9 protein-coding genes and 1 pseudogene are annotated in these 12179 nt (G+C 40.1%); 2 read left to right on the top strand and 8 right to left on the bottom strand.

Annotated elements, in window-relative coordinates:
- Positions 1-4: 4 nt before the first annotated feature.
- The 5 genes and pseudogenes from ACXAE4_RS01980 to ACXAE4_RS01960 form a co-directional block, all read right to left on the bottom strand.
- Positions 5-1138, bottom strand: coding sequence for an acyl-CoA dehydrogenase (locus tag ACXAE4_RS01980; RefSeq protein WP_013059833.1), 1134 nt, complete (start codon positions 1136-1138; stop codon positions 5-7).
- Positions 1139-1149: 11 nt separating this feature from the next.
- Complete coding sequence (locus ACXAE4_RS01975; RefSeq protein ID WP_028411970.1) at positions 1150-2277, bottom strand: acyl-CoA dehydrogenase; 1128 nt, start codon at positions 2275-2277, stop codon at positions 1150-1152.
- Between the two features lie 12 nt (positions 2278-2289).
- The gene (locus ACXAE4_RS01970; protein WP_028411969.1) at positions 2290-3144 is read right to left on the bottom strand and encodes a 3-hydroxybutyryl-CoA dehydrogenase; all 855 of its coding nucleotides are present in this window, start codon (positions 3142-3144) and stop codon (positions 2290-2292) included.
- Positions 3145-3159: 15 nt separating this feature from the next.
- Positions 3160-4324: pseudogene (locus ACXAE4_RS01965) on the bottom strand (acetyl-CoA C-acetyltransferase).
- A gap of 104 nt (positions 4325-4428) precedes the next feature.
- Positions 4429-6540: a (Fe-S)-binding protein gene (locus ACXAE4_RS01960; protein WP_028411967.1), complete on the bottom strand. Its 2112-nt coding sequence runs from the start codon at positions 6538-6540 to the stop codon at positions 4429-4431.
- Positions 6541-6740: 200 nt separating this feature from the next.
- On the opposite strand from ACXAE4_RS01960, the gene cls reads away from it, so the two are divergent.
- The gene (cls, locus tag ACXAE4_RS01955) at positions 6741-7934 is read left to right on the top strand and encodes a cardiolipin synthase (RefSeq protein WP_051137078.1); all 1194 of its coding nucleotides are present in this window, start codon (positions 6741-6743) and stop codon (positions 7932-7934) included.
- 24 nt (positions 7935-7958) lie between these two features.
- Positions 7959-8912: a UV DNA damage repair endonuclease UvsE gene (uvsE, locus tag ACXAE4_RS01950; RefSeq protein ID WP_034263994.1), complete on the top strand. Its 954-nt coding sequence runs from the start codon at positions 7959-7961 to the stop codon at positions 8910-8912.
- 32 nt (positions 8913-8944) lie between these two features.
- Here uvsE and argS read toward each other — a convergent pair whose 3' ends face one another.
- The 3 genes from argS to speB all read right to left on the bottom strand — a co-directional run bounded on the left by argS (position 8945) and on the right by speB (position 12120).
- The gene (gene argS, locus ACXAE4_RS01945; protein WP_154990633.1) at positions 8945-10615 is read right to left on the bottom strand and encodes an arginine--tRNA ligase; all 1671 of its coding nucleotides are present in this window, start codon (positions 10613-10615) and stop codon (positions 8945-8947) included.
- Positions 10612-11052 carry a YwiB family protein gene (locus ACXAE4_RS01940; protein ID WP_014457736.1) on the bottom strand — a complete coding sequence of 147 codons (441 nt, stop codon included), beginning with the start codon at positions 11050-11052 and terminating at the stop codon, positions 10612-10614. The genes argS and ACXAE4_RS01940 overlap by 4 nt, the downstream gene beginning before the upstream one ends.
- Before the next feature lie 189 nt (positions 11053-11241).
- Positions 11242-12120, bottom strand: a complete 879-nt coding sequence (gene speB, locus ACXAE4_RS01935) for an agmatinase (RefSeq protein ID WP_047749572.1) — start codon at positions 12118-12120, stop codon at positions 11242-11244.
- Between the last annotated feature and the right edge of the window lie 59 nt (positions 12121-12179).

The raw sequence follows: 12179 nt of genomic DNA, 5'->3' as shown, positions 1-12179 counted from the left end.
TGTTTTATTTAGCAAGATACCTAGAAATGACGAGACGCTGAATTTCTTGTGTACCCTCATAAATTTGCGTGATTTTTGCATCTCTCATAAAACGTTCTACTGGATAATCTTTTGTATAACCGTACCCTCCAAATACTTGAACAGCTTCTGTCGTTACTTTCATTGCTGTATCCCCAGCATATAATTTTGACATGGCTGATTCTTTGCCGTATGGCAGCCCTTGAGACTCGAGCCAAGCAGCTTGATAGGTTAACAGTCTGGCAGCTTCTATACTCGTGGCCATGTCGGCTAACTTAAACGCAATTCCTTGCTGAGAAATAATGGGCTTTCCAAATTGCTGACGTTCCTTTGCATAAGCCACCGCCGCATCTAACGCTCCTTGAGCAATTCCTACCGCCTGCGCTGCAATACCATTTCGGCCGCCATCTAGCGTCATCATGGCAACTTTAAATCCTTCTCCTTCATTTCCTAGCAAATTTTCTTTTGGAACACGGCAATCCTCGAAAATAATTTCTGTGGTAGGTGAAGAGCGAATGCCCAGTTTCTTTTCTTTTTTACCAACTGAAAATCCCGGCATATCTTTTTCAATAATAAAAGCGCTCGTGCGTTTTTCATTAGGATCGATGCGAGCAAATACGACGTAAATATCCGCTTCGCCGCCGTTTGTAATAAAGATTTTAGAACCATTTAAAATATAATCTTCTCCGTCCTTTACAGCGAGCGTTCTCATTCCTCCTGCGTCTGATCCAGCACTCGGTTCCGTTAACCCATAAGCACCTATTTTCTCACCCGTTGCCATAGGTTTCAGGTATTTTTGTTTTTGTTCTTCTGTTCCGAATGTATAGATTGGCCAGCCGGCAAGAGAAGTATGAGCCGACAACGTAACGCCTGTTGATGCACATACTCTAGATAGTTCTTCAACGGCAATGCAATAAGCTAGATAGTCACTGCCGATTCCTCCGTATTGCTCTGGCCATGGAATACCTGTTAATCCTAGATCAGCCATTTGTGTAAAGATTCCTCTGTCAAAACGCTCTTCTTCATCTCGTTGTGCAGCTGTCGGAGCCACTTCGTTTTTGGCAAAGTCTCGCACCATTTTTCGAATCATTTCGTGCTCTTCTGAAAGTTTAAAAAACATGATTATTCCCCCTATAGTTGACTGCTAATGACAATGCGCTGAATTTCGCTTGTACCTTCGTAGATTTCGCACACTTTGGCGTCACGAAAATACCTCTCTACTGGATAATCTTTCATATAACCATAGCCTCCCAAAACTTGAATCGCATCGATTGCTACATTCATAGCCGTCTGGGAAGCAAACAATTTCGCCATTGAGGCTTCTTTTTTGCAAGGAAGTTTTTGATCATATAAAAAAGCGGCTCTGTACATTAAAAGCTTCGCTGATTCAACAGCCGTTTCCATATCAGCCAGCTTAAAGGCAATTCCCTGCTGAGATAAAATCGGCTTTCCAAATTGATATCGTTCATTTGCATAGTTTTTGGCTGCCGTTAACGCACCTTCAGCAATTCCTACCGCCTGAGCAGCAATACCAATTCTTCCAGCATTTAAATTAGCCATAGCAATTCGAAATCCTTCACCTTCTTCTCCGAGACGATTTTCTACAGGCACCTGCATATTTTCAAAGTGCAGTTGAACCGTTCGAGAACCGTGAAGACCCATCTTATGTTCATCTTTTCCTACTGAAAATCCCTCCATCGTCTTTTCAACGATAAAGGCGCTCATCCCTCTCGACCCGCGTTCGGGATTCGTTTTAGCAAATACAATATATGTATCCGCTTCTCCCCCGTTTGTAATGAAAAGCTTTGACCCATTTAAAAGATAGTGGTCTCCTTTTCGTTCTGCTTTTGTTTTTAGGCTTGCGGCATCAGACCCTGCACTAGGTTCTGTTAGGCAAAAAGCACCTAAATATTCACCTGTCGCAAGTTTTTTTACATACTTTTGTTTTTGATCTTCCGTCCCAAATACGACAATAGGATTCGTACCTACAGAAGTATGAACAGACAAAATGACGCCGAGAGCTGGACTTACTTTTGATATTTCGTGGATGGCAATCATGTATGACACAAAGTCCAGTCCACCTCCTCCGTATGTTTGAGGAACGGGAATGCCCATCAGGCCAAGATCAGCCATCTGCTTTAATAAACCTCGAGGAAATTCACCCTTCTCCATGTTTGGCACAGCCGCAGCGACTTCTTTTTCACTAAAATCAGCTACCATCTTTTTAATCATGTGTTGTTCAGACGTAAAAAAGATCATTTTGCCACTCCTTTATGTTTCGTACGTAAAAAATCCTTTTCCTGTTTTTCGACCAAGCCATCCTGCCTTTACATATTTCCTAAGCAATGGACAAGGACGATATTTGTCATCACCAAACCCTTTATGGAGCGTTTCCATAATAAACAAACATGTATCGAGGCCGATGAAATCTGCTAATGTCAAAGGTCCCATTGGATGGTTCATTCCTAGTTTCATCACTTGATCAATATCCTCTTCGTTTGCTACACCTTCATAGAGCGTAAACACAGCTTCGTTAATCATTGGCATTAAAATTCGATTTGAAACAAACCCTGGAAAATCATGAACTTCCACCGGGGTTTTATTTAATTTTTTTGTTGTTTCATAGACTGCTTGATACACTTCATCAGCAGTAGCCAGCCCTCTAATAATTTCAACGAGCTTCATCACGGGAACAGGATTCATAAAGTGCATGCCAATTACTTTTTCAGGTCGAGTGGTCACAGCTGCAATTTCAGTAATAGGAAGCGAAGACGTGTTGGTTGCTAAAATAGTATGACTCGGGGCTAACGAATCCAACTCCGCAAAAATGGCTTGCTTGACTTCCATCTTTTCCACAACCGCTTCGACGATTAAATCTGCTTTTTGTGCTGCTGTTATTTCATTTGCCAAGTGAAGGCGCTCCATAATCCCTTCATATTCCTTAGCTGAGAGAGAACCTTTTTCCACCTGTTTTTTCAGACGTTTATCAATACCTTCTATTCCTTTTTGTGTATTTTTTTGATCAACGTCATACAAAGAAACTTGATATCCGTTCGCAGCAAATACTTGCGCAATGCCTGCTCCCATCTGACCTGCTCCAATAACCATAACTGTTTCAATATTCAAGTTGATTTCCCCCTTTTACACTTCTACCATGATGGCATCACCTTGGCCGCCGCCGCTGCAAATAGAAGCAATGCCTAGTCCGCCGCCTCGTCGTCTTAATTCATGAATGAGCGTTACAACAATACGGGCGCCGCTTGCTCCAATCGGATGTCCAAGTGCCACTGCCCCGCCGTTCACATTTACTCTTTCAGCCGGAAGCCCTGCAATCTCCATACTCATTAATGCTACTGCTGAAAAAGCTTCATTGATTTCAAACAGCGCAATATCGTCTACTGTCTTCTTTGTTTTTTTCAGTAGCTTGTTAATAGCAAACCCAGGCGTTTTCGGAAATTCCCTTGGCTCCATCGCAAGAGAAGTATGGTTTATAATCGTAGCCAACGGCTCATAGCCATTTGCTTTCGCCACATCTTCATCCATTAGCATGAGCGCAGCTGCTCCGTCATTCACGCTAGGTGCATTTCCTGCTGTAATGGTTCCACTGTGGCCAAATACAGGCCGAAGAGACGAGAGTTTTTCTAACGACGTATCTTTTCTTGGTCCTTCATCTTTTTGAACCGTTATCGTTCCTTTTTTAGACGGAATATCAACTGAAATTCTTTCTGCATCCCATCTCCCTTTTTCTTCTGACTCTACCGCTAATTGATGACTGCGAAGCGCCCATTCATCCTGCTTTTCTCGGGAAATATTCATTTCAGAAGCTATTTGATTTCCATACGTACCCATTTGCACCCCTGTAAAGCTGCATGTCAAACCGTCATGAACCATCAAATCCTTCACCACGCTATCTCCCATCCGGAATCCCCATCTTGCTTTTGGAAGAAGATACGGCGCGTTACTCATCGATTCCATCCCACCTGCAATGATTGTTTTTGCTTCTCCTAATCGAATCAGCTGGATCAGCAGTTGTAATACTGCGCATACCCGATGCACAAACTTTATTAATGGTTTCCGTCTCTACTTGCCACGGTAAACCTGCATAATGCATGGCTTGCCTAGAAGGTAGCTGTCCTTGGCCCCCTTGCAGCACGCACCCCATAATAACGGAATCAATTTCTGTACGTCCCTTTGATGCTGCTTGAATCGCTCTCCCCCCTAGTTCTGCCGCTTTTAGTCCGCTTACGCTGCCACCTAATTTTCCAAAAGGTGTTCGAACTGCACTCACAATAACTGTTTTCCCCACTATTGTTTCCTCCCCTTTTTCCTACTCTTTGTCCTTGCCGATTGAACGCTTGCTCAATTTCCTTTCTTTAAAAAGTAGAGATGAATACCATCTCTACTTCTCCTTTATGAAACCTGTTCTTGCACGTCACCATAAATTGACTTTTCAAGCAGTTCTGCTACGTCATACGTATGAACCTTTTCTTCTACTTCTTTTGCTTTTGTTCCGTCACTTAGCATCGTTAAGCAGTACGGACAACCTGAACTGATAATGCTTGGATTAACGGCTAAGGCTTGTTCCGTGCGCGCTACGTTAATGCGCTGGCCGGTCGTTTCTTCCGTCCACATTAACCCTCCTCCTGCTCCACAGCACATACCATTTTCACGGTTGCGATCCATTTCAATCAAACTAACACCTGGAATCGCTTTCAAAATTTCTCTTGGTGGACTGTATACTTCGTTATATCTTCCTAAATAACAGGAATCATGGAAGGTAATTTTTTCATTAACCGCATGTTTTGGTGTCAGCTTACCTTCTTTCATCAACATAGCTAATAATTCTGTGTGATGATACACTTCTCCTTCAAAACCGAAATCTGGATATTCATTTTTGAAGATATTGTAAGCATGTGGATCAATCGTAACAATTTTTTTGATTTCATTTTTTTCAAATTCAGCGATATTTTTAGAAGCTAACTCTTGGAATAAAAATTCATTGCCCAACCTGCGGGGCGTATCACCAGAATTTTTTTCTTTATTTCCTAAAATCGCAAATGAAACACCAGCTTCATTGAGAAGCTTAGCAAACGATAGAGCGATTTTTTGACTGCGGTTATCATAAGATCCCATCGAACCTACCCAGAACAAATACTCAAACGTTTCACCCGCTTTACTTACTTCTTTAACAGTCGGAATGTGAACATCTTCTCTTACATGTCGCCATTCTTCACGCTCTTTTCGGTTTAATCCCCAAGGGTTTCCTTGACGCTCAATATTCGTCATGGCACGCTGAGCATCCGCGTCCATCTTTCCTTCGGTTAATACTAAAAAACGTCGTAAATCTATGATCTTATCTACATGCTCGTTCATTACGGGACATTGATCTTCACAGTTTCGGCACGTTGTACATGCCCAAATTTCTTCTTCCGTAATGACATCTCCAATTAGGGCGGGATTATATTCCGCTGTTGCTGCGGCTTCTGCTCCGCCTTGGCTGGCCGCCATCATCGCCAGCTGATTTCCTTTTGTTTTAGAGAATGCATACGTAGGAACCCAAGGAGCCTTAGATGTCACAACCGCTCCTTTTTCTGTTAAGTGATCGCGCATCTTCAAAATTAAATCCATTGGAGACAAAATTTTCCCCGTACCCGTTGCCGGACACATATTCGTACATCGACCGCATTCTACACAGGCATATAAATCAATGAGCTGATGCTGCGTGAATTCTTCAATCTTACCAACCCCAAACGTCTCCTGCGTCTCATCTTCAAAATCAATCTTTTCAAGCTTACCTGGCTTAGAAACACGGTTAAAAAATACGTTAGCCGGTCCAGCCAGTAAATGAGCATGTTTTGATTGAGGAACATATACTAAAAACGTCAATAACACGGCTAAGTGAATCCACCATGAAACATAAAAAATGGAGATAGCGGCAGTATCATTGATTCCCTTAAACAAGATGGCAATAGATGACGCAATCGGTTCTGTCCATGCTGGTTCATGATTATGCCAGATGATTGACATGCCGTTTCCAACAAGCACTGACAGCATAAGTGCTCCAATAAAAATCAGTACTAAACCAGATTTAAATCCTCTTTTTAAACGCACAAGCTTTTCTACATAGCGACGGTGAAAAGCCCAGACAACTGCTACTAAAATCAAAAACGTCACAATTTCTTGGAAAAATGTAAAGCCGGGATATAAAGGTCCAAGCGGCAAATGTTTACCTGGAAGCAAACCTTTTATAATGAAGTCTAACGCGCCGAACTGAACTAAAATAAACCCATAAAAAAACATGACGTGCATAATTCCACTTTTTTTATCTTTTAACAGTTTCTTTTGTCCAAACACATTCACCCAAATTTTTTGCAGCCTTTCTTTTAACCGCTGATCAAATTCAACTTTTTTTCCTAATTGAATGTACTCAATGCGTGTGCGAATTAAATATACAAACAAAGAGATAGCGTAAGCGGTTACAATAATAAAAAAGAGAAAATTCACCCACAGCAACCCTGTCATCTCGTCCCCTCCTTGAATAATTTGTTACCTTTCTTTCCTCCTGACGACTAAATTTTCTGATAATATATCTGTTTTCATTGTATATAATGAATGAGCATTCAGTCAATATCTTTTCGTTCTTTTGTTCATATTCTATTTAAACAAGGTGACACTAAAAGAACAACATAAAATGTATTTACATCGGGAAAAGAGGTGACATGATGAGCGGCATGATTGTGATTTTACTTTTTATTATTTTTATTGCTTGGCTTGCAATTGACCTTGGTGTTGGAAAGAAAGTATTTTCCCAGGCTGAAAATACTTTTCCAAAACGCCGTGCTTCTCTCTTTTTGTTCGCAGACGGGAATGTCTTGTATAAAGATTTATTTCACGAAATAGAAAATGCCTCTTCATTTATCCATTTATCGTTTTACATTGTACAAAATGATGAAATTAGCCAAGAATTTTTAGATTTACTAGTCCAAAAAGCACAGCAAAATGTTGAAGTCAGATTATTGGTAGACCGTGTAGGAAGCTATAAAATCAAGAAAAACAAAATTGCATTCTTAAAGAAACAAGGTGTTCATTTTGCTTACAGTCGAACGCTACGGTGGCCTTATTTGTTTTATACACTCAACGCACGCAATCACCGTAAAATGGCCGTTATTGATGGGAAAGTTGGCTACATTGGCGGTTTTAATATTGGAAGAGAATATTTAGGACTCGACGCCAAGCTTGGGGTGTGGAAAGATTACCACCTGCGTATGGAAGGGGAAGGTATACAAGACCTTCAAATGCAACTATTGAGCGACTGGTATGCTGCTACCGGCTTAGACCTGCGTAAAGTGGAAAGATACTTTCCACCAACCTCTGAAGGAGACTATGTTATTCAGCTAAAGTCGACTGAAGGTTTTTCACTTGAAGAAAGCTTTTTATCGATTATCAACCAAGCCAATAGGGAATTGTACATAGGTACTCCTTATTTTATTCCAAGTGAACCTTTGATGAATGCTTTACTCCAAGCTCGTGCACGGGGAGTAAAAGTTCATATTTTAATTCCAATGCGTGCAGATCAACCGCTTGTTCATCATGCTGCGTTTGCTTATCTTCCCACATTACTTCAAGCAGGTTGTATGATTTATCAATATTATTACGGTTTTTACCATGCCAAAGTATTAATTGCAGACAATGTTATCTGCGATGTAGGAACGGCTAATTTTGATAAAAGAAGCTTGTTCTTAAATGCTGAAATCAACTGTTTAATCTATGATGCAACGTATATTGAAGAAGTAAAGAACAGCTTTAAAGCTTGTATGGGGGAATGCCCAATTTTGTCTTTAGAAGATGTCAAAAACCGAAAATGGAGTGAAAAACTAAAGCAAGGATTTGCAACCTTTATTTCTCCGTTACTTTAATGAACGAAAAGAGGAAGATTTATCATGAAAATTAGATTTGGCTATGTATCACATGCCCTGTCGCTTTGGGACTGCTCACCTGCTAAAACCCTCACGTTTACTAGATGGGGAAAAATGAAAAAAGATGAGAGGCTGGATAAGCTTCATCACGTCACAAAACAAAATTTGAATCATACTAAGCGCGCTTTGCATTTTAATATTGCCCACGAAATTATGCTGTATCGATTGTCATCTTCTCTTGTCCCTTTAGCTACTCATCCTGAAGTAGCTTGGAATTACATTGATGCGTTCCAAGAAGACTGGTCAGAGATAGGAGAATTGATTCGGAATCATCAGCTGCGCGTGAGTTTTCACCCCAATCAGTTCACATTATTTACAAGCGACAAAAAACACATTACAGAAAATGCGGTAAAAGATATGGATTATCACTATAGAATGCTTGAAGCGATGGGAGTAGCTGATCAAGCTCTTATTAATATTCATGTAGGAGGAGCTTATGGCAATAAAGAAAAAGCGATTGGTCGATTTCATGAAAACATTCAAACGCTGCCGCCTGCCATTAAAAAGCGCATGACTCTTGAAAACGATGATAAAACATACACAACTGAAGAAACATTAGCCGTATGCGAAAAAGAGAAAGTCCCTCTCCTCTTTGATTATCACCACCATAAAGCAAATGAAGGAGAAGAACCTCTTGACCTATTGCTCCCTCGTATCTTTGACACGTGGAAACATATCGGATTAAAACCAAAAGTACATATCTCTTCTCCTAAATCTGAAAAAGAATTTAGAAGTCACTCTGATTATGTCTCAACTGATTTCATCGCACCTTTTTTGCAAATAGCTAAAGATATGGGACAAGATTTTGACGTAATGATTGAAGCAAAGTTAAAAGATAAAGCGCTGCTAAAATTAGTGGAAGATTTAGCATCAATGAGAGGAGTAAAGCGTACGGGAGGCGCCACGCTTGTTTTTTAAATAAAAAAAGAGCCAAGAGGCTCTTTTTTTATTTACATTTTTTCAGGTGCTGAAACACCAATTAGTTTTAAGGAGTTTTGAAGCGTTACTTGAACAGCTTTCACTAGTTCAATACGCGCTTTACTTGTTTCTATATTATCGCCGTCTAATACTTTTTCTGCATTATAGAAGCTATGGAACGTAGAAGCAAGATCAAATACATAGTTCGTAATGCGGTGCGGAATACGTTTTGTTGCTGCTTCCGCTACGGCCTGAGGGAACTCTCCGATTTTCTTCAGCAGTTCCATTTCTTTTTCTGCACTAATTAATGAAAGGTCGGCGCCAGATGTTGATTGAATCCCCATCTCTTCACCTTGACGAAGAATACTGCAAATACGGGCATGAGCATATTGCGCGTAGTATACAGGATTTTCATTAGATTGAGAAACAGCTAAATCTAAATCAAAGTCTAAATGTGTATCCGCACTTCTCATCGCAAAGAAGTAGCGAGTTGCATCAAGGCCTACCTCTTCTACTAGGTCACGCATTGTTACTGCTTTACCTGTACGTTTGCTCATCTTCATTTTTTCGCCATTTTGATACAGTTGAACCATTTGAATAATTTCTACTTCCAGCGTATCTTTTTCATAACCAAGCGCTTGAATCGCCGCTTTCATACGAGGAATATATCCATGGTGGTCGGCTCCCCAAATATTAATTAGCTTATCAAATCCGCGTTGAATTTTGTCTTGGTGATACGCAATATCTGGCGTTAAGTACGTAAATGAACCGTCATTTTTAATTAACACACGGTCTTTATCATCACCAAATGTTGTAGAGCGGAACCACGTAGCACCTTCTTCTTCATATACGTGGCCTTGTTTTTTCAACGTTTCAAGTGCAACTGAAATTTTATCATTTTTATAAAGAGACGTTTCAGAATACCATACGTCAAATTTCACACGGAACTGTTCAAGATCACGCTTTAATTTAGCTAACTCATAATCTAATCCGTATTGACGGAAGAATTCAAAACGCTCTTCTTCAGAGGCGTTTACATACTTGTCTCCGTGCTCTTTTGCTAACTCTTTTCCGATGTTTATAATATCAGCACCATGATAGCCGTCTGCAGGCATTTCTTTCTCTAAACCAAGAGCCTGCATGTAGCGTGCTTCTACTGAATAAGCCAGGTTATTAATTTGGTTACCAGCATCATTGATATAGTATTCACGTGACACATCGTAACCTGCTTTTTCAAGAACATTACATAATGAGTCTCCAACTGCAGCACCGCGGGCATGTCCTAAATGTAAATCTCCTGTCGGATTAGCTGAAACAAACTCAACCTGTACTTTTTGTCCGTTCCCTACGTTTGTCTCACCGTATGCTTCACCAGCTTTTATAATCGTTGGAATAAGCTCTGTTAAATAAGAGTTATTCATATAAAAGTTGATGAATCCAGGGCCTGCAATGTCAATTTTTTCGATAGATGCTTTTGATTTATCGAAGTTTGCTACAAGCTCTTCAGCGATAACACGCGGTGCTTTTTTGGCAATACGAGCTAGCTGCATAGCCATATTGGTAGAATAATCACCATGTGTTTTATCTTTTGGTGTTTCTAATAGAACTTCTGGAAGTTCTGCTTTTTCAGCAAGTCCTGCTTTGACCACAGCATCTTGAATTTCAGCTTTTAATTTTTGCTGCACTTGTTCGACGATGTTCATTTTTTCTCCTCCTTGAATGTAATGGTTAACGCATATTTCCCGGTAGGCTGACCCTGTACTTCTAGATCATACGTTAAAAATAACCGACCCTTTTGAGTCATTTGTTTATATTCAATGTTATGAGCGAATGTTAGTAAATCCATACGTCCATAAGGGCTTATATAAGTTCCTTCGATCTGTACCTTTTTACGAAACGATTGCTTCATTTGAACAGCACCAGTTCGGTTAATTGATACTTCGTCTTCGCTAATTTTTACCATTGTTCTAATATCACCGATTTCCTCTTGGCGCTCTGTGTATGTAAGATAAATTTTCGATCCTTTTTCATAATACATACCTTTTGCATTTACCGATGTTGTCTCTTTTCGGTGACCATCACGGATATCCGTCACAATTTTAACTTCAATGGGTTTTTTGACTTCTGAAGCGTTACTCACAAAAGACACTTCCTTATTAAAATGAATACGTTATAACTTAAATAGTATAAACATTCTAAAGAAAGAATTCAATAATACTTCAAAGGAAATATGATAGATAAGCCGAGAATTCCTTTTTTCACTGTGTTGGACGTACTCACATATTTCAAACAAAAAAGGCGGCCGTAGGCGGCCGCCTTTTTACTTTATTTATTTCTTTTGAACCCAGCCTAAGATCATTTCGCGAATAAGCTTGCTTGCTGTATTAGCTGTTTGTTCAGACGGATCATAAATTGGAGCTACTTCGACTAAATCTCCTCCGACAATACGAATATCTGATTTAGCAATTGCGTGAATAGAAGCTAAAAGCTCTTTTGATGTGATACCGCCTGCATCTACTGTTCCTGTACCAGGAGCGTGCGCTGGATCTAATACATCGATATCAATTGTTACATAAACAGGACGACCTGCAAGTGTTGGTAGAATCTCTTTTAACGGCTCTAGAACTTCAAATTTTGAAATATGCATACCATTTTCTTTTGCCCATTGAAATTCTTCTTTCATTCCTGAACGAATACCAAATGAATAAACATTCTCCGGTCCGATTAGTTCAGCAACTTTACGAATTGGAGTGGAATGAGAAAGTGGTTCTCCTTCATACTCTTCACGAAGGTCTGTGTGAGCATCCATATGGATAATGGCTAAATCCGGGTATTTTTTATACATAGCTTTCATAACAGGCCAAGAAACCAAATGCTCTCCGCCCATGCCTAATGGGAACTTGTCCGCTGCTAAAAGCTGGTCGATATACTCTTCAATTATGTTCAAGCTGCGCTGAGGATTCCCAAATGGAAGTGGAATATCTCCTGCATCAAAATATTTCACTTCTTCTAGCTCCCGATCTAAATACGGGCTGTATTCTTCTAATCCAATTGATACTTCACGAATACGAGTTGGGCCAAATCGTGAACCTGGACGATAGCTAACTGTCCAGTCCATTGGCATTCCGTAAAGAACCGCTTCACTTTCTTCAAAAACAGGGTGACTGCCAATAAATACATTACCTGAATAAGCTTCATCAAAACGCATATTTTGTTCCTCCTTCATTACTCATAGAAAAGATGCCAGCCTTAAACCTCTGGCATCTC

The sequence above is a fragment of the Priestia sp. ABM2_011 genome (assembly GCF_056158845.1).
Note: the sequence above shows the minus strand (reverse complement) of the source record. Positions and strands in the feature narration are given on the sequence as shown.

Coding starts and splice junctions, on each gene's coding strand:
- cls (WP_051137078.1), top strand. CDS start 6,741: ATGAGCGGCATGATTGTGATTTTACTTTTTATTATTTTTATTGCTTGG.
- ACXAE4_RS01980 (WP_013059833.1), bottom strand. CDS start 1,138: ATGTTTTTTAAACTTTCAGAAGAGCACGAAATGATTCGAAAAATGGTG.
- uvsE (WP_034263994.1), top strand. CDS start 7,959: ATGAAAATTAGATTTGGCTATGTATCACATGCCCTGTCGCTTTGGGAC.
- ACXAE4_RS01975 (WP_028411970.1), bottom strand. CDS start 2,277: ATGATCTTTTTTACGTCTGAACAACACATGATTAAAAAGATGGTAGCT.
- speB (WP_047749572.1), bottom strand. CDS start 12,120: ATGCGTTTTGATGAAGCTTATTCAGGTAATGTATTTATTGGCAGTCAC.
- ACXAE4_RS01960 (WP_028411967.1), bottom strand. CDS start 6,540: ATGACAGGGTTGCTGTGGGTGAATTTTCTCTTTTTTATTATTGTAACC.
- argS (WP_154990633.1), bottom strand. CDS start 10,615: ATGAACATCGTCGAACAAGTGCAGCAAAAATTAAAAGCTGAAATTCAA.